This is a genomic window from Psychrobacter communis (assembly GCF_014836505.1).
GTDB classification, from domain to species: domain Bacteria; phylum Pseudomonadota; class Gammaproteobacteria; order Pseudomonadales; family Moraxellaceae; genus Psychrobacter; species Psychrobacter faecalis.
Window position 1 is genome coordinate 37088 of the sequence record NZ_JACSQR010000018.1, and the last position, 17950, is coordinate 55037.

A 17950-nucleotide genomic window follows, 5' to 3' on the forward strand; every position below is an offset into this window, starting at 1 on the left:
CTTATTCCATTTCGGCACTATCACTGACGGCATCGTATTTGAAAATAACAAAAATGGATTACTATGACCAACTATCGGTGCACGAAATGAGCATGGTATTAAAAGCTAGCACACTATTAAAAGTACCAAATTAAAAATACAGTTATAACAAATTCTATTGCATAACGCCGCTTGGAACAAATGAATATCATTTCAGTAGACGATTACCTAAAGCTTTGATTTGTATTTATAAAGCAGCTATTTATACGAGGTTTTATTAAACTGCTTTGGTTTACACGTAAGCTACAAAAATTAGCCTAAACGCAAGTTTATAATGCTTTGTGATATGTTAATTTAATTTCAGAAGGATTGACGTTTCATAAGCAATGCTTATTAGTAACTGTTAATGGTTTTTATTTGAGAGTGGTTAGCAATTAAGAATTAAAAACGGAATAGGCAAGGATTTTAAGGAAAGACAATCTGACCGTAAGACCGTAATAAAAATCAATAAATTGTAATCAGTAAACTATTCATTTATTAAACTATGCAGTCATTCAATCATTAAGGACAATGTTATGAAACTGATCAAAATCGCCACTCTTGGCACCTTAGCCCTTTCAATTGCAGGCCTTAGCGCTTGTAATAATATGATGCCAACCAAAAGCCCTGCCACAACAGCGCCCATGCACAGCCAACCAACTGCCAATATGAACGTGGTACAGATTGCTCAAAGTAATCCTGATTTCTCACTACTAGTAGAAGCCTTGCAAGCAGCAGGTTTGGCAGGCGCGCTGACCGATACCAGTGCTAGCTACACGATACTGGCTCCGACCAATGCCGCTTTTGTGCAAGCGTTACAAGAAACCGGCATGACCAAAGCTGAGCTGTTTTCCAACAAGCCGTTGTTGACTAAAATCTTGACCTATCATGTGCTTAAAGGTAATACGCCTGTTTATCAAAAACACGTCAGACCGGGTAATTACACTATGCTTAGTAATGACACGCTGGTGATTACACCACAAGGCCGATTAATGGATGAAAATGGTCGTACTACCAAGATTTTAAAAACAGATATCGCGGCGAGTAATGGTGTGATACATGTGATTGATAGAGTGTTGCTGCCTAAATAACCTACCGCCTAAATAATCTTATTGCTTAAATAAATTATTACCTAAATAAGCAGTAAAAAAGCGACAAATTATTTCCTTAGGTAGTAGGCAGATTCAAATGCTATATCACCATTGCTAGGTTATAAATTAATATTCTTTTTTAGCCTAGCAATGGGGTGCTATACGCGATCGATACAGTGTTGCTACCTAAGTCAGCAGTAAGCAAAAAATAATCAGCTAAGATAGTAGGCATCGAGTGATATTACTTAAATCCTTGCTCATTTACTAAAACTTTTATTTAGAAGCTTTTATTTATCAGTATTTATATCCGTATCTAAATTTAAGAGCTCTAAAACCAAAACAGTTCTAAAATTAAAAAACACCATCTATAAACCCGTTATTTCAAAGGAATGACCTATGTTAAAAAAGAATTTATTATCTATCGCTGTCGTTACCGCTGCCATGTCATTGGCGGCCTGTAACGATAAAGAAGCCGTTACTGAGCCAGTTGAGCCAGCCGCAACTACTGACGTAGCCGTTGAGCCAGAAACTACTACAGATATGCCAGCTGAAGCAGTGGCTGAGTCTAATGATGCGATGCCTGTAGATGCGGCAGCGACGCAAAGTATCGGTGAGATGGCTGCTGGTAATGAGAATCTAACCATCCTAACCGAAGCGCTGCAAGCGGCTGAGCTTGATGACATGATGATGGCAGAAGGTCAGTACACGGTATTCGCCCCAACCGATGATGCTTTTGCTGCTTTGTTGACCAAACTGAACGTCACTAAAGAGGAATTGCTCGGTAATAAAGAGTTGCTAACTAGCGTATTGACGTATCATGTCGTACCGATGGTGGTTAAAGCTGCTGACATCCCTTATGGTACCGCTATCGACACGGCAAACGGTCAAACCATCTCTATCAGTGATGCTAACGTGATTACCGATGCCAGTGGTAACACCGCTAATATCGTTGGCACCGATATGATGGCAACCAACGGTGTGGTCCATGTAATTGATACAGTTTTATTGCCTAAATAAGGATCAGCGATTCACACCAGTCTTACTTTAAAATGCAAAAAGCCTAGCTATAAAGCTGGGCTTTTTTATGTCTGCTTACTGATGAAAGATTTATCTCAGTCGCCCTGTATAGTCAAGATATTCTAAAAACGCTACGGTATTGCTGATATCAATTTTTTGTAGCCTCTGTCTGCGCAGGCCCAGCAAGCAAGAAAAATTGATATCAGCAGTGCGTGATGTATCGATATTACTTTTCACTCATTCTGTAACGATTTTGAAATAAATCGACCAATAAAAAAGCCTGAGACCATTGCCTCAGGCTTTTTGTTTTATCGATGCTTGTAGTGTCATCAATACTGCTTAGATAACATTATAGCTCAGTAAGCTATAGACGTTCTTTATGTAGTGGGTCTTGAGCTGCCATTCTTTGTTGCTGCTTTAGATGACGCTCTTCCCAATACGGCGCATTTTTGATACCGAATTTTGCTGGATCAAAGGTATAGTGCTTCACGCCTGCTTTACGCTGTGCTTCATAATCTCTAAGCATAGTCAGCGTTGGACGCGCGACAATAAAGATAACCAAAATACCAACGATATTTAACCACGCCATTAGGCCTACGCCAATATCACCGATATCCCAAATGTAGCCTGCAGAGTTAAGTCCACCGTAGGCAACCATCACCATGATTAAGATTTTAACTAAGAATAGACCAGTTCTATTAGCGCCGCGACTGATAAAGCGTGTCAAGTAAGCGACGTTTACTTCAGCGATATAGTAGTACGCCAAGATGGTGGTAAAGGCAAAGAAGAAGACCGCAACGGCAATAAAGATATTACCAAATTGACCGTACATGGTTTCCATTGCCATCTGCGTAAAGGCAGGCGAGTTGATCTCAACACCAGCTGCGACGTTTTGTACGATGAATTGACCGTCTGGTAGTGTACCTTGGATATTATAAGTACCCATGGTAATGATCATAAACGCAGTCGCAGAACAGACTAATAAGGTATCAACATACACTGAGAACGCTTGTACCAAACCTTGCTGTGATGGATGCTCAACTTCCGCAGCAGCCGCAGCGTGAGGACCTGTACCTTGACCCGCTTCGTTAGAGTAAATACCACGTTTGACACCCCAACCGATAGCGGCACCAAAGCCTGCTTGTGCGGTAAACGCATCACTGATAATCAAGCCGAAAACTTCTGGAATCATCTGATAATTGGTAAACATAATGACGAGTGCAAGGCCAATATAACCGAGTGCCATAAAAGGAACAGCATACTCGGTAAAGGTTGCGATACGTTTGATACCACCAAAGATAATAGTACCTAAGATGACCAAAATGATAGCAAGACCGACCAAGCGCATAGAGCCAACTTCTAAGCCCATGATATTCATCGGCGTGCCTTCACCCATGACTTGGGCAAACGCGCTGATAACGCCGTTTGCTTGTACGCCCGGTAAGAACATACCGCAAGCTAAGATAGACGCGACGGCAAAAAGAATGCCATACCAGCGTTGACCAAGGGCGCGCTCAAAATAGTAAGCTGGACCGCCGCGGTATTCGCCAGTGATGACGTCTTTTTCTTTATAAATCTGTGCAAGGGTTGCTTCGACATAAGAAGTAGATGCGCCTAAGAAAGCCACAACCCACATCCAAAATACTGCACCAGGACCACCGAAACCAATAGCGGCAGCGACCCCAGCGATGTTACCCATACCCACACGCCCCGCTAGGGATACGGCGAGTGCCTGAAATGATGAAATACCCTGTGCACTTGATTTACCGGTAAAAAGTAAGGTAATCATTTCCCCGAATAAACGTACTTGTACGAAGCGCGTCATGATGGAATAAAATAAACCTGCGCCCAAGCAGAGATAAACCAATGCTGGGCTCCAGATAATTCCGTTTACTAAATCGACTAAACCTTCCATATGTATATTCCTAGTACTGTCTCAAAGTGGCTATATATGATGATGCTAAGAGTAGACCAGCTTTAATATCCTTATTAAAACCAACCACTCAAATAATCTGCATGCACTTAACTGCGGTAGAAATTCTCCTTACAGATTAAGTTTCATACGCGCTTAGCCACTAAGGATGGACTGTAGTTGTCTGCTGTTATCCGTCTGGTTTATGAACAATAATGAGCGTATGCAACCGCTTATCAGCGTTGATGGTTTATTAAGGCTGCTTTTATGTAAAGCGCTTAAAATAAACCAGTGGATAAAACAGGCGGTTATAATATAAATAACCATCATCTCAGTAAGCAAGAAGATGGTACTTAACTTTTTATGAGTCGTATCAGCTGGCTACACTTACATGGTAGAGTAAGGTAATAGAGCAGTCTTTAGTCGTTTATCAATCCTTTTTGATGCGACATTGACACGCAGCTAGTACCAAAATTCTTATAAGTCCACTACCAAATGTATTCAAACCGTACGGCTACGTAACTGCAATTTGCCATATTTTTTAGGCAATTACTAGAATTTTCTTTATAAGGGTGTTCATTTATAAATGGTTTTCTTTGCTCGATTGCTTATACAAGGTCAAAAAATCTTCTATTTATCTTGTATTGGCCAATACTTTTTAATTAACCGTTAATGGGGGCTTAAAAGACAGTCGCGTTAACAGCAGTGCTAAATGCCGAAAAATGCGCCACAGCCCTACGATAAACGCTGCTTTGCGGTTGTGTTTTGGTAACGATGAATTGTAAAAGTGACGGTATAGCGCCATTATTAGCACAATATATTGCTGCTGCGATATTCACGCCATGAAACGGTTAGCTGCGAAACTGTCGGTTATAAAATCCAGTAGGCGATAAACTATAAGTGCATATAAGTGGTTAACATTAAAAAAAGCGATTAAAAAACGTTTTGTTTGTTATTTATCATTAGGAGAGTCAACGATGACGCGTAAATCTTTTTTAAAACCTATGTTGCTATCAGCAGTATTAGCGACCTCTACTGTTGGTTTGAGCGGTTGTGGCTATAACAATTTGCAGGCGCAAGATGAGCAGGTCACCGCGGCTTGGTCAGAAGTGGTCAACCAATATCAGCGTCGTTCTGACTTAGTACCAAACCTGGTCAAAGTCGTGCAGCAATATGCTAAGCAAGAGCAAGAGGTGTTTACCCAAGTCGCGGCAGCGCGCTCACAAGCGGGCGGTATTACAGTCACGCCAGAGCTGCTCAATGACCCTGAAGCAATGGAGCGCTATGCGGCTGCCCAAGATCAGATGACTGGCGCGCTATCGCGTTTGATGGCGGTTTCTGAGCGCTATCCTGAGCTAAAATCTGATGCTTTGTTCCAAGATTTGCAGGCGCAGCTGGAAGGTACAGAAAACCGTATTACGGTGGCGCGTAACCGTTATATCCAAGAAGTTCAAGGTTATAACACTACCGTGCGTCAGTTCCCAACCAATATTACGGCCAAAGTATTTGGCATGGACGCCAAACCAAACTTTAGCGTTGCCAATGAAAAAGAAATATCGACTGCACCAAGTGTCAACTTCGGCGACGATAATGCGCAGACGGCGCAGTAAAGCAAAGTTTTCAGTTTAGGCGTTCTATCTACCATGATGGCGTATAAATGCTACTGTTTATATGACAGTGCGTTTATTTAACAGTCCGTTTATTGGCTCAAAAATGATAGAACGCCTTAATCATCAGTCGTTTTTTTTGTTGTCGTTTATAGCAGTTGGTTTTGTCGTCATTTATTAGTACAGATGTCATTTGAGGTGGTATAGATTAGATGAAGCATTCAACAGCACTATTATCCGCATTATTATTTACTCTAAGTATTGGGAGTGGCTCGCTGCTGCATGCAGCACCCGATGCTAATAATAATACGGCGGTTGCTAGCGATAGCACTTCAGATATGCAAAACCGTAGTGTCGAGGAATTGGTAGCGATTGCAAAAGCTGCCGAAACTAATGAAGCCATCAACGATGCCGTCTTAGGTAACGAAGCAATTAACGAAGCTGTTCTTGGCAATGATGCTATCAATCCTAATGCTGCTAATTCCGATAGTAATACGACCACCTCAACAACTTCTAATCGTTCGCCTGTACAATCAAGCGCTCAGGGTGTCGATGCCGATAAGCTCATCTTAAACTCGCCAGTTATCGACCAAGCCAATATCTTAAACCCGCAAGAAAAGCAGCGTTTAGAGGCGCAGCTAAGAGGCATTTATCAGCAAGGTTTGGCGCAAGCTGCGGTGGTCATTGTACCGACCACCAATGGCATGCCAATCTTTGATTATGCGCTACAAGTTGCCGAAAAATGGCAGCTGGGTAATAAAGACATTGACGATGGCCTGCTAATGGTCGTTGCCGTTAATGACCGCAATATCTATATTTTAACGGGTTACGGACTAGAAGGGGTGTTGCCAGATTCGGCGGTCAACCGTATTATTCGCGAAGATATCACACCGCTATTTAAGCAAAATGACTATGGCGCTGGGATATTAGCGGGCGTTGGCGCGCTGCAAACGCGCCTGACCGCTGATCCTGAAGTATTGGCGCGTGCCGATGCGCAAGCGGCCGAACGCAGTCAAAATCAAAATGACATTGGTGATAACCCATCGCCAGTGTTTTTATTTGTCATGGCAATGATATTTGGTAGCTTTATTACCAGTATCTTTGGGCGCATCTTTGGTTCTATCCTGACCGCTGGCGGTTTCTTTGTAGGCTCGCTGGCCTTGGGCGGCGGTTTCTTTATGACGTTAATTATGGCGATATTTATATGGCTGTTTTTAATTTCGCGTGGCTCAGGCGGTGGTCGTGGAGGACGCGGCGGTGGCGGCGGTATAGTATTCCTGCCCGGTATGGGCGGTGGTAGTGGAGGTTTCGGCGGCGGAGGTTTTGGTGGTGGCGGCTTCGGTGGCGGTGGCGGCGGCTTTGGCGGCGGCGGGGCAGGCGGCTCTTGGTAGAGGCGATTTCTATAAGAGTAAGAAGGGTAAATTAGGCTCAGACATTAGAAAATTGCCAGCAATGGCGTACTTGAGGATATAATATAATGGTAAAAAGCAATTCGTCGCAGGCAAGTTTTGCGCGTTGGTGGCGTCAAGTACTGTTTGTCCCTATGTTGCATAGCAAGTGGCTCACGCCCGCGGCCAAAGCTCGGCTGACAGAGCAGGTGACGCTGGCTGAGCGCGGACATCGCGGCGAGGTGTTTTTAATTATCGAAAATCACTTACCTATCCAAGATGCTTATCATCTTGACTGCCGCGATCGAGCAATTGATTTATTTAGCGAATATCGCGTGTGGGATACCGAAGAAAATACCGGCGTTTTGATTTATGTCAATATTTGCGAGCACAAGCTAGAAATCGTCGCTGACCGCGGTATCAGCACACATGTCAGTCCAACCGTTTGGAGCGCCATGTGCGAAAAAGCGGTCTCAGGTATCGCCAATCAAAAAACTGAAGAAAGTCTGATGGAGTTATTGGATGAGGTAGGTCAGTTATTGCGTCAGTATTATCATCTTGAACATGACCCTGCCGGTAATGAGCTGTCCGATACTGTGGTGTTTTTAAAATAGCAATTTTTTAAAATAATAGTTTTCAAAATAGCAGTTTCTTTAATAATAGTTTTCAAACTAACAGCATTTTTAAAATAACGCTTAAAGAAATAACAAGTAAGTTTAGATACAGGACCATGCCAATACCATGATTGAGCTGATAAAAAAATTGCCGAAAGCAGAGCTGCATTTACATATCGAAGGCTCATTAGAACCGGAGCTGATGTTTAGACTGGCGAAAAAGAATAATATCGCTATCCCTTATAACGATATCGAAGACGTCCGCCGTGCCTATAATTTTACCAATCTACAAACTTTCTTAGATATCTATTATGCGGGCGCCAACGTTCTGATTACCAAAGACGATTTTTATGATTTAACGTGGGAATATATTCTAAAGTGTGTCGAAGATAATGTCGTCCATACGGAGATATTTTTTGATCCGCAAACTCATACTGCAAGAGGGGTTGAGTTTGCGACAGTCATTACTGGTATTAAAGAAGCACTTGCCGATGCCAAAGAAAAATACGGCATCACCTCTTGTATTATCATGTGCTTTTTACGCCACTTATCCCAAGAAGAGGCGTTTGAGACTTTAGAGCAAGCAATGGCGTTTAAAGACGATATTATCGGCGTCGGTCTGGATTCTTCAGAATTGGGCAACCCTCCCGCCAAGTTTAAAGAAGTGTTTAAAAAGGCCAAAGAAGCAGGCTTTAAGCTGGTCGCTCATGCTGGCGAGGAAGCAGATTTTTCTTATATTTATGAAGCGTTAGATTTATTGCAAATCAATCGCATTGATCATGGCGTACAATCGATAAAAAGTGCAGCGTTGATGCAACGCCTAAAAGATGAGCAAATGCCGCTGACAGTTTGCCCCAATTCTAATATTGAGCTCAAGGTATTTGAGAGTTACAAACAGCACAATATTAAAGAGCTGCTAGACTATGGCTTAAATGTCAGCGTCAACTCTGATGATCCGGCTTATTTTAAAGGGTATATGAATCAAAACTTTATCAATATATGCAACCATCTACCGCTGACAGAAAATGATATCGTTACTTTGGTAAAAAACTCTTTTAGATCTTCATTTATAGATAATGAATTAAAAGAGAAATACCTAGCGCAAGTGGATCTTGCTCTCCGGTAGAAGTGATTAAAGATATTTTCAATGATTAAGGCTTAACGGTTATATAAATCGTTAAGCCTTTTCTTTTTCGCTAGGCACTTTTCAACGTAATTGATTACATAGCCGTAATTTTTTGGACTAATAGCGGCAAGACCATTCCAGCCTTTTCTGCTAGAGTAATATCAACGATGGTATTTGGTGTTGGATGTGGGTTTATCTCGATGATTTGGGCACCATTATCTTTTGCCAATTGTGCGAGACCTGCCGCAGGATAAACGAGACTTGAGGTGCCAATACTCATAAACACTTCACAATTGGCCGCCGCGTCCTCCGCTGTCTGCCAGGCTTGTACAGGCAAGGCTTCGCCAAACCACACGATATCAGGGCGTATATAGCCATCACAGTGCGGGCAAGTAATCAAAGTGTCACTATAATCTAGGGTATTGGCACTGCTATATGAGCCTCTAGATTGCTCTTGGTAGGGCGCATCGCATTGACTGCAGCGATTTTGCCAAAGATTGCCATGTAAATGGGTGACATTACTACCAGCCTGCTCATGCAAATCGTCGACATTTTGGGTAATAAGCGTCAATTGCTGCTCGGTAGATTGGCTATGATATTGCCACTGCGCTAAAGCTTCATGGGCAGGATTTGGTTTTTTCTCAGCGACCAACTGCCGGCGCCACTGATACCATGACCACACCAGTTTTGGGTCGCGAGCAAAAGCCTCAGGCGTTGCCAAGTCCTCAGCCACATAGTTTTCCCAAAGGCCTGTTTGCTTATCTCGAAACGTTGGAATGCCACTTTCTGCTGAAATTCCAGCGCCCGTTAAAATACAGATGCGCTGTTTTGAGCCCAGCAATTTGGCAGCGCGCTCGACTTCGGCTATTAACGCAGGTGATAATTCTGTTAACATGAGCCATCCCTTTTTAAGATTGGATATAGATTTCTATGATAGATGGTATTTGGTGGCTTGTCATATTGCTCGCAGTTGTCATGGGACTATGGTTATTGGCAAAATCGCGCGCGCCTAAAGCCGCCGATAAGCACAACCTAAAGTCGGGACGCGCAAAAACACCACTCAATGATGGGCTACAAAGAACTGCAGAGTTGGTTAAGCAGCATTTTCCTGATTACCGTGTCAACCGTAAAGCCAATCATTTACTGGTTAGGAAGCAAGATAAAAAAGTGGCAATGATTACCATTGATAAAAAGCTTGCCGCCGGTCAGCGCCGCTTGGGTGACGTACCTGTGATTAATTATCACCGTGTACCTAGCCGCGCTCAGCTAATGGCAAATTTGCAAGATGCGGAATAGGTTTTTACAAATTAAATAGATTTAACAACTTTATATACAATATTTTATCGTTGTTAGCGCACAGTAATAGGCAGCAGTTAACAGCGTAAAGCGTTGCCGTTAAAGTGTTATGAGATAATAGGTAAGACTAGAAAAGGGTAAAACACGACTGATTATGATGATTGGTGCGCTCGGCGGGAATCGAACCCACGACCCTCGGCTTCGGAAACCGATACTCTATCCAACTGAGCTACGAGCGCATAATTGATCGACTAAAATCCAATAAACCGATGACGTGTATAAATAAGTGCAATTGGCTGTCGTTAGAACGAAAAGGCGTCTAAAAATTAAGACCGCTTAGTCTAACAAATAAAAGTCATAAAGCCAATGAATGAAGGCCGCTATTGGCGTTTTTTAAGAAAAAACACCATAGTCGGCAAACAGGCATGGCAATCCACCTGTCTTTTCCCTTATAATGTCAGGGAGAATTCATATTTATAATCACCGATTACAAGCGCGCCCGTATGCGGGATGGCTGTTTGCTATTGATAACTGCTTGGTTATCAAAGGAGGACAAACAGAATGTCCAAGTCGTGTCGGCCCTTGTATACGCAATAAGAGAACGTGACGAATGAGAAAAGTAGTTATGTTATCGGCAGCTGCCATTCTAGGAATCGCTAGTATCGCTGTGAGCCAAGCCGAAAGTGTTGTAGACACGCCTGTAACCGTATCTGATGTCGCAGAAGGGCAAGAGGTTGTCGATAACTTGCCTGAAAAATTGGGTGACGATACCAAAGCTGCTGCTGATACTACCGATGGCGCTGCAGCTACCGATGAAGCTGCACAAGCAGACGCGACCGATGCAGATGCACCTGCTGAAGAAGCAACAGCCGCTGCCGCACCTGCCGCTGAAGAAGAGCCTATTCCGCAAGATACGCCACAAGTACAAAAGCTCATCGCTTTGTATCCTAACTTGATTGCTCGTATTCAGCCGGTTGCTAAAGTCTGCTTTGAGGACGACGAAGTATGCGACGTCACTGCACGTTCTGCAGGGCCAGCAGCAGGTGATGGTCCTCGTGATGGTAAAGCCGTTTATAACGCTACCTGCCAAACGTGTCACGCCTCAGGCTTACTTGGCTCGCCTATGCTAGGTGATGCTGGCGCTTGGGGTCCTCGTATCGCCAAAGGTAAAGATACCTTGTATACCCATGCTATCAACGGCTTTAACGCTATGCCTGCTAAAGGTGGCGCTGATATCCCTGATGAAGAAGTACAAAGCGCAGTGGATTATATGGTTGATGAAGCAAGCTAATTGCCTGTGCCATATGTAAAAAAGCAATAGAAAAAAGTAGGAGACGGTAAAGTAGCTATCGTCTCCTACTTTGCTTTTTTATCATTATTCTCCTTTAACATATAAATATATTGAGAGCACTTTACAGTATTGCGGATATCAGTAATCATATATAGAAGCTTATAAAGCGCCTATTTCATTTAATGAGGTAGGCGTTTTTTTGTGGGCGTCGATTGATATTATTAATATCGTGGTTATATCATCCTAACGTTGAAATCTGCGACCGCGAGCCTCACATCTAGACACTAGACTCGTCGTAAGAGACGAGAGCAAATATGAGAGAAACTAACTTTTCCCGAATCGTCTTCTATATTCCTTTATAGATACATCATTATTAAAGAGGTATTCATGTCTGAGGTGCCAGCGCTATCTATTCAGAACCTATCTAAAACCTATGGCAACGGGTTTTCGGCATTAAAAGATGTCAGCTTGACAGTGCCACAAGGTGGATTTTTTGCGCTCCTTGGGCCAAATGGTGCGGGCAAATCAACGATGATTGGTATCATTAGCTCCCTGTTTAAGCCAACGGCGGGTAGTGTGCATATCTTTGGTACTGACTTATTGGCTGAACCTTCAAAAGCCAAACAGTTTTTGGGCGTGGTACCGCAAGAATTTAACTTTAATCAGTTTGAAAAAGTTGAAGATATTTTGATTACTCAAGCCGGCTATTTTGGTATTGCAGCAAAAGAATCCAAACCGCGAGCAGAAAAACTGCTCAAAGCATTGGGCTTATGGGATAAGCGCGATAATAAAGCGCGCGAGCTATCGGGCGGTATGAAGCGCCGATTGATGATTGCGCGCGCCTTGATTCATAAACCAAAGCTATTGATACTCGACGAACCAACGGCTGGGGTCGATATCGAGCTGCGCCGCTCGATGTGGGAATTTATGCAGCAGATTAACGTTGAAGAAAATACCACGATTATTTTGACCACCCATTATTTGGAAGAAGCAGAGCAGCTTTGTAAGCGTATCGCTATTTTGGATCACGGTGAGATTCGTATTAATACAGAAATGAAAGATTTATTAGCGCAGTTATCGGTCGAAACTTTTGTCTTTGATTTGGCGACGCCATTGACCAAGCAAATTGCTTTAACAGGGGTTACTGACACGCTACAGCCTGATGATTTAACGCTTGAAGTGACCCTGACAGAAGGGGAGTCGCTAAACGGTGTCTTTGAGCAGTTGTCTAAGCAAGGCGTTTTGGTCGCCAGTATGCGTAATAAAGCCAACCGTTTAGAAGAGTTGTTTATGCGCTTGGTCGATAAAAGCTTGCATGAACCTTTAAGCTCGTAGGCTGTTTTATTCATAATTTCTCGATTTACCCACCCACATAAATAGACCACTATAAATATAGCAACCATATAGGCAACACTGCGGGCCGTGATAGCGTTTTGATATTAGCCTGTAGACTGCTTAGGAGAGATAACGCATGAACTTCGCACAACGCTGGATTGCTTTTCGCACCCTGCTGATTAAAGAGATTCGCCGCATATTACGCATCTGGCCGCAAACATTATTGCCGCCAGTCATTACGATGAGCCTGTATTTTGTCATCTTTGGTAAAATGATCGGTTCGCGCGTGGGCGAGATGGGCGGTGTGCCATACATGCAGTTTATCGTGCCCGGTTTGATTATGATGGCGATTATCACCAACAGTTACTCAAACGTGGTCTCGAGCTTTTTTAGTGCTAAGTTTCACTCGAGCATTGAGGAGCTGCTGGTATCGCCAATCTCTAAGCACGCTATTTTGACCGGTTATATCAGTGGCGGTATTTTCCGCGGACTGGCGGTTGGGGTCATCGTCTTTATTGTGGCGTTATTTTTTACCAAGCTGGGTATTGAGCACTTATTTATTACCTTATTTACGGTGATTGGCACCTCGGTTTTATTCTCGCTTGGTGGCTTTATCAACGCCGTATTTGCGCGCTCATTTGATGATATTTCTATTATTCCAAGCTTTGTGTTGACGCCGCTGACCTATCTTGGCGGGGTGTTTTATTCGATGGAAAATTTATCACCATTTTGGCAAAATATTTCACTGTTAAACCCAATTGTCTATATGGTGAATTCTTTCCGCTACGGTATCCTTGGCTATTCTGATGTCAATGTGTGGTATTCGATGGCGGCTATCTTTGTTTTTTGCGTCATTTTTTATATCATCTCTTATCGACTATTAAGTGATGGTTCGCGTATTCGTTTATAAGTTGCTGTGAGTTCTATATATAATCTCTAGCATTTTAACTATCATTAGTTTTACTATTAGGAATTAGCCATGAGTATTCACGGTATTTTAGGCGAACAAACCACTGATTATCCAACTGAGTATAGTCCTGAGACCCTCTATCCAATAGCGCGCAATCTAGGGCGCGATGTGATTGGCTGGCAAGATGATAAGCTAGCAGTGGGCGTCGATTGGTGGCACGCCTTTGAGCTGTCTTGGTTAAATGCACAAGGTATCTCGCAAGTGGCTATTGCGCGTTTTGGTATCCCGGCAAGCTCGCCGTTTATCGTCGAATCAAAGTCATTAAAACTATATTTAAATAGTATTAACTTTACTGAGTTTGGTAGTTGGGATGAGGTGCAAGCGTTGATTGCTAAAGACTTATCGTCATGCGTTCAAGCAGAAGTAACCGTTGAAATATTTAGCCTAAATGATGACTTGGATGATAAAGCAACAGGCTTGTTAATTGCTCAACCTGAAGGCGTTTGTATTGATGAGGCACTTGCCAATAGCAGCGAGAAAGTCGCGCTAACGGAACAGCCTGACGCGTCATTGCTAGAGAGCAAGGCAGATGATAATAATTTAGCAAGCAACAATACGGCGGAAGTTGCGCAGCCTTATACTTTTTATTCTAACTTGCTGCGGAGTAATTGTCCGGTGACCAATCAGCCCGATTGGGGGACGTTAGCGGTTTCAATTACCAGTGATAAAGCATTTGATGAAGCAAGTATGTTACGTTATATTTTAAGTTTCCGTCAGCATAATGGCTTTCATGAGCAGTGTGTCGAGCAAATATTTGCTGATTTAAGCAAACATTATGAGCCAAGCGAGCTGATGGTGCGCGCGTGGTATACACGTCGCGGCGGTATCGATATCAATCCTTGCCGCGTCAGTGATATAAAGTTATTACCGCAGCCAAGTCGCTTGATTCGCCAGTAAGGTAATGGTCTTATCTAAATTGATTTTGCAGCGTTTGGTTTAAAAAAAGCGCCTATCTGATTCAGATAGGCGCTTTTTTATTGAGCAAGTTTTATTAAAAACTATTTGCCGCTTACTTTTGCCATCACTTCTTCGCGGCTCAGCATTTGCTTTTCTGTTTCGCGGCGATTGACGTATTCGTATTTGCCTTCAGCCAAGTTACGGTCTGAAACCACGATACGATGCGGAATACCAATCAATTCAAGGTCGGCAAACTTCACGCCCGGGCGCTCATTACGGTCATCAAGTAGGACGTTAACCCCTTGAGCTTTTAGCTCTTCATACAGCGCGGTCGCCGTCTGCATGACGGTGTCTTCTTTTGACTTCATCGGTATGATAGCGACTTCAAACGGCGCAATTGAATCTTCAATGCTTGGCGTTTGTGGCCACATAATGCCGTTTTCATCGTTGTTCTGCTCGATAGCAGCTGCGATGATACGACTAACGCCAATACCATAACAACCCATCATCATGGTCACAGGCTTGCCATCTTCGCCAGAGACAGTCGCATTCATCGCTTGCGAGTATTTATCACCCAACTGGAAGATATGACCGACTTCGATACCGCGTTTGATTTTTAGGCTGCCTTTACCGTCAGGAGAAGGATCGCCTTCTTGTACATTGCGCACATCAACGACGCGGGTAATACTGGCGTCACGCGCCCAGTTCATACCGATGGTATGTTTATTAACTTCATTGGCGCCCGAGACAAAATCTGACAAAGACGCTGCCGAGCGATCGACAAATACGGGCATATCCAAATCAACGCCGATATAACCTTTATGCAAACCAGCGGCTTTAAGCTCTTCATCGGAGGCCATCGTTAGCGGTACATTGGCTTCTTCAATTTTCTCCGCTTTAATGGTATTTAGCTGATGGTCACCGCGTAAGACAATCGCGATTAATTGCGGCTCATCATCTTCGGTATGACCATGGACAATTAAGGTTTTTACCGTGGTTTCTAATGGTACGCCTAGATGCTCAGCAACCATTTTACAGCTGGTCATGTCTTCCGTTAAAACGTCTTCTCGCGCCATTTTTGGTGGCTGACGCTCAGCGGTGCTGACCGATTCGGCAAGCTCAACGTTGGCTGCATAATCAGAAACGTCAGAGAAAGCGATATCATCTTCACCGCTGTCTGCCAACACATGAAACTCATGCGACGCAAAACCGCCGATAGAACCGGTATCCGCTTGCACGGCACGGAAATCTAAACCCAAACGGGTAAAGATGCGCGTATAAGCGTCGTACATCTCATGGTAAGTCTTTGCTAAAGATGCTTGGTCAGCGTGGAACGAGTAAGCGTCTTTCATGGTAAATTCACGCGCACGCATCACACCGAAACGCGGACGAATCTCGTCACGGAACTTGCCTTGGATTTGGAAAAAGGTAATCGGCAACTGCTTATAACTGCGTAGCTCACCTTGAGCAAGGTTGGTGATGACTTCTTCGTGCGTCGGCCCCAAGACAAAATCGCGGTCATGACGGTCTTTAAAGCGTAACAGCTCAGGACCATAGTCATTAAAACGCCCGGTCGTTTGCCAAAGCTCGGCAGGCTGGGTCATTGGCATCAGCACTTCTTGAGCGCCGACGTTTTGCATCTCTTCGCGAACGATGCGTTCGACTTTTTGCAACACGCGCAAACCCATCGGCAGCCAGATATACAATCCAGAAGCGATTTTACGAATAAGACCTGCTCTTACCATGAGTTGGCTTGAGGCGATATCAGCGTCGCTGGGCGTTTCTTTTAGCGTGGCAAACAAAAATTGACTGGCTTTCATAAATAAAGCGGAACCTTATCAACGATAAAATAAATAAGAAATAGGAGGATATTTAGCGTGTGCTTTGATGGCCGACGCAAGCTTACCTTTTATCACTTGGTAATAGTCTAGGACCTGCCTAGCTAAAAAGTACTGCAACAAGCAGCACGTTATTAGAAAGTGCGTTTATAAAACGCCTTACAAAAAGGGTGAAACTTTTATTTTTGTATGAATACATCCATATCGACAGCGTCATATTTTTGGTAAAAAAGCCAGAAAAATGGGTGCATGCCAACATTTTGCTTATACAATCTGACTATGTTAGGTAAAGTTCGCCTAAGACGCAATGACTTTTTGTTGATTCAGCTTAAACAGTGGCTAAACTCAATAATAATGCTAAAAATAAGCTGATTTTTTAACTCAAAATTTGCCAGTTTTTGAGACTCAAAGATAAAATTTTAGTTAGCTGATAAAGCAGCACGGTTTATAGATTTTGGACATAAAAGAATAAAGGGATAAATAGTGAAGCAAAAGCTATTTTTTAAAGTGGCATCGAACTCATCAATTATGTAGGAGAATGGTAGTAACTGCTTGAAATGCTTATAAACAAATAGCATTAAAGGCTTAGTATTTAGCAATTTTATGCTGATAAGAATTAATATAAAACCTTGAGGTAGTTTACATGGTCAACCCTGATAACCACTCTTCAGTAGATAAGAATAATGCCAAGCGCCCGCAAGCGAAAAAACCCATCTCGATGCTATCGTGGCTGGTATTGCTTATCGGTCTTGCCGCGCTCGCTTTTGCGATTTATAGCCTGCAAAACCTCACTAAGGAAGAACCGATAGAAACCATTACCCGTGAAGGGGTGGTGATGCAAATTCAAAAATTAAATCGTTTAGAGACGGTGGCATTCAGTGTCGATACCGTTATTACTAGCCAAAAGCCAGGCAGTTGGATGAAGCTGTGGCAAGATGAGCAAAAGGGTTTGTTTATTGCACGCGGGCGCGTAGAAGCAGGGATTGATTTGAGTGCATTAACGCCAGAGATGGTACAGGTGGTGCAGCCAGAGATTGATGTTGAACAGGTGCAGGAAGCTGATGCTAATACACCTGTTTCAATGTTGCCGCAAATCAATATTACCTTGCCGCCGTCAGAGATATTTTCTGTTTATTTAGACGATATCGAAATCTATGATTGGCAAACGGGCGCTTTTGGTATGATGCAGGTCGATCCAAAAATCTTGCAACAAGCGCAAAGTATGGCGAAAAAAGAAGTCCTTGAGCGTGCTTGCCGCGGTGATGTGATGAATCTGGCATTAGAAAATGCGCAAACCCAATTGCAGCAGTTATTTTCATTGACGGGTGCTGTCGTAACGGTCTCCACGCAGGGAGCAGGCGCGTGTCAAATGCCAACGGCTTAATACTTAAAATGGTTTAACGAAACGCCACACCACTTAACAGATGTTGCTTGAATTTATTGGCAATAGGGTTGCAAACAGTTAAATAAAATATATACAAACCTACCTATTTATTACTATAATAGATAGATTATATCTATAATATAGAGAGCAAGTTATGGGGAAACTG

General features: G+C 43.1%; 15 protein-coding genes and 1 tRNA gene. 12 read left to right on the forward strand and 4 right to left on the reverse strand.

What is annotated here, in order from left to right:
• Positions 1-554 precede the first annotated feature (554 nt).
• Together H9653_RS07720 and H9653_RS07725 are read left to right on the forward strand one after the other, a co-directional pair.
• On the forward strand, positions 555-1109 hold the full coding sequence (locus H9653_RS07720) for a fasciclin domain-containing protein (protein WP_191691662.1): 555 nt from the start codon (positions 555-557) through the stop codon (positions 1107-1109).
• Between the two features lie 396 nt (positions 1110-1505).
• Complete coding sequence (locus H9653_RS07725; protein WP_191691664.1) at positions 1506-2126, forward strand: fasciclin domain-containing protein; 621 nt, start codon at positions 1506-1508, stop codon at positions 2124-2126.
• Between the two features lie 364 nt (positions 2127-2490).
• On the opposite strand, the gene H9653_RS07730 is transcribed toward H9653_RS07725, so the two are convergent.
• The gene (locus tag H9653_RS07730; RefSeq protein ID WP_191691665.1) at positions 2491-4041 is read right to left on the reverse strand and encodes an alanine/glycine:cation symporter family protein; all 1551 of its coding nucleotides are present in this window, start codon (positions 4039-4041) and stop codon (positions 2491-2493) included.
• A gap of 974 nt (positions 4042-5015) precedes the next feature.
• Here H9653_RS07730 and H9653_RS07735 point away from each other — a divergent pair.
• The 4 genes from H9653_RS07735 to H9653_RS07750 all read left to right on the forward strand — a co-directional run bounded on the left by H9653_RS07735 (position 5016) and on the right by H9653_RS07750 (position 8773).
• A complete protein-coding gene (locus tag H9653_RS07735) occupies positions 5016-5648 on the forward strand; it encodes a LemA family protein (protein WP_144296370.1) in 633 nt (210 codons plus the stop codon).
• A gap of 209 nt (positions 5649-5857) precedes the next feature.
• Positions 5858-7036: a TPM domain-containing protein gene (locus H9653_RS07740; protein WP_191691666.1), complete on the forward strand. Its 1179-nt coding sequence runs from the start codon at positions 5858-5860 to the stop codon at positions 7034-7036.
• 86 nt (positions 7037-7122) lie between these two features.
• Positions 7123-7647: a TPM domain-containing protein gene (locus tag H9653_RS07745; RefSeq protein ID WP_068408537.1), complete on the forward strand. Its 525-nt coding sequence runs from the start codon at positions 7123-7125 to the stop codon at positions 7645-7647.
• A 127-nt stretch (positions 7648-7774) separates the two neighbouring features.
• Positions 7775-8773, forward strand: a complete 999-nt coding sequence (locus H9653_RS07750; RefSeq protein ID WP_191691667.1) for an adenosine deaminase — start codon at positions 7775-7777, stop codon at positions 8771-8773.
• A 94-nt stretch (positions 8774-8867) separates the two neighbouring features.
• Here H9653_RS07750 and H9653_RS07755 read toward each other — a convergent pair whose 3' ends face one another.
• The gene (locus tag H9653_RS07755) at positions 8868-9668 is read right to left on the reverse strand and encodes an SIR2 family NAD-dependent protein deacylase (protein WP_191691668.1); all 801 of its coding nucleotides are present in this window, start codon (positions 9666-9668) and stop codon (positions 8868-8870) included.
• 35 nt (positions 9669-9703) lie between these two features.
• Here H9653_RS07755 and H9653_RS07760 point away from each other — a divergent pair, with 35 nt between their 5' ends.
• Positions 9704-10069: a hypothetical protein gene (locus H9653_RS07760; RefSeq protein ID WP_191691669.1), complete on the forward strand. Its 366-nt coding sequence runs from the start codon at positions 9704-9706 to the stop codon at positions 10067-10069.
• 162 nt (positions 10070-10231) lie between these two features.
• On the opposite strand, the gene H9653_RS07765 is transcribed toward H9653_RS07760, so the two are convergent.
• A tRNA-Arg gene (locus H9653_RS07765) sits at positions 10232-10308 on the reverse strand.
• A 386-nt stretch (positions 10309-10694) separates the two neighbouring features.
• Here H9653_RS07765 and H9653_RS07770 point away from each other — a divergent pair.
• The 4 genes from H9653_RS07770 to queF all read left to right on the forward strand — a co-directional run bounded on the left by H9653_RS07770 (position 10695) and on the right by queF (position 14562).
• Positions 10695-11360: a c-type cytochrome gene (locus H9653_RS07770; protein WP_225211659.1), complete on the forward strand. Its 666-nt coding sequence runs from the start codon at positions 10695-10697 to the stop codon at positions 11358-11360.
• A gap of 387 nt (positions 11361-11747) precedes the next feature.
• Positions 11748-12695: an ABC transporter ATP-binding protein gene (locus tag H9653_RS07775; RefSeq protein ID WP_068408527.1), complete on the forward strand. Its 948-nt coding sequence runs from the start codon at positions 11748-11750 to the stop codon at positions 12693-12695.
• A gap of 136 nt (positions 12696-12831) precedes the next feature.
• Positions 12832-13605 (forward strand): ABC transporter permease, encoded by a 774-nt coding sequence (locus H9653_RS07780; protein WP_191691672.1) that lies wholly within the window; start codon positions 12832-12834, stop codon positions 13603-13605.
• Positions 13606-13674: 69 nt separating this feature from the next.
• Positions 13675-14562, forward strand: coding sequence for an NADPH-dependent 7-cyano-7-deazaguanine reductase QueF (gene queF / locus H9653_RS07785; RefSeq protein WP_191691673.1), 888 nt, complete (start codon positions 13675-13677; stop codon positions 14560-14562).
• Between the two features lie 101 nt (positions 14563-14663).
• Here queF and H9653_RS07790 read toward each other — a convergent pair whose 3' ends face one another.
• Entirely contained in the window at positions 14664-16382 is a 1719-nt protein-coding gene (locus H9653_RS07790) for a proline--tRNA ligase (RefSeq protein WP_191691674.1), read from the reverse strand.
• A gap of 661 nt (positions 16383-17043) precedes the next feature.
• On the opposite strand from H9653_RS07790, the gene H9653_RS07795 reads away from it, so the two are divergent.
• Complete coding sequence (locus H9653_RS07795; protein WP_191691676.1) at positions 17044-17784, forward strand: DUF4230 domain-containing protein; 741 nt, start codon at positions 17044-17046, stop codon at positions 17782-17784.
• Positions 17785-17950 lie beyond the last annotated feature (166 nt).

What these genes read in the sequence shown, in the direction of transcription:
- H9653_RS07790 (WP_191691674.1), bottom strand. Translation starts at nt 16,382, where the DNA reads ATGAAAGCCAGTCAATTTTTGTTTGCCACGCTAAAAGAAACGCCCAGC.
- H9653_RS07795 (WP_191691676.1), top strand. Translation starts at nt 17,044, where the DNA reads ATGGTCAACCCTGATAACCACTCTTCAGTAGATAAGAATAATGCCAAG.
- H9653_RS07745 (WP_068408537.1), top strand. Translation starts at nt 7,123, where the DNA reads ATGGTAAAAAGCAATTCGTCGCAGGCAAGTTTTGCGCGTTGGTGGCGT.
- queF (WP_191691673.1), top strand. Translation starts at nt 13,675, where the DNA reads ATGAGTATTCACGGTATTTTAGGCGAACAAACCACTGATTATCCAACT.
- H9653_RS07740 (WP_191691666.1), top strand. Translation starts at nt 5,858, where the DNA reads ATGAAGCATTCAACAGCACTATTATCCGCATTATTATTTACTCTAAGT.
- H9653_RS07750 (WP_191691667.1), top strand. Translation starts at nt 7,775, where the DNA reads ATGATTGAGCTGATAAAAAAATTGCCGAAAGCAGAGCTGCATTTACAT.
- H9653_RS07730 (WP_191691665.1), bottom strand. Translation starts at nt 4,041, where the DNA reads ATGGAAGGTTTAGTCGATTTAGTAAACGGAATTATCTGGAGCCCAGCA.
- H9653_RS07760 (WP_191691669.1), top strand. Translation starts at nt 9,704, where the DNA reads ATGATAGATGGTATTTGGTGGCTTGTCATATTGCTCGCAGTTGTCATG.
- H9653_RS07755 (WP_191691668.1), bottom strand. Translation starts at nt 9,668, where the DNA reads ATGTTAACAGAATTATCACCTGCGTTAATAGCCGAAGTCGAGCGCGCT.
- H9653_RS07720 (WP_191691662.1), top strand. Translation starts at nt 555, where the DNA reads ATGAAACTGATCAAAATCGCCACTCTTGGCACCTTAGCCCTTTCAATT.
- H9653_RS07775 (WP_068408527.1), top strand. Translation starts at nt 11,748, where the DNA reads ATGTCTGAGGTGCCAGCGCTATCTATTCAGAACCTATCTAAAACCTAT.
- H9653_RS07735 (WP_144296370.1), top strand. Translation starts at nt 5,016, where the DNA reads ATGACGCGTAAATCTTTTTTAAAACCTATGTTGCTATCAGCAGTATTA.
- H9653_RS07780 (WP_191691672.1), top strand. Translation starts at nt 12,832, where the DNA reads ATGAACTTCGCACAACGCTGGATTGCTTTTCGCACCCTGCTGATTAAA.
- H9653_RS07725 (WP_191691664.1), top strand. Translation starts at nt 1,506, where the DNA reads ATGTTAAAAAAGAATTTATTATCTATCGCTGTCGTTACCGCTGCCATG.
- H9653_RS07770 (WP_225211659.1), top strand. Translation starts at nt 10,695, where the DNA reads ATGTTATCGGCAGCTGCCATTCTAGGAATCGCTAGTATCGCTGTGAGC.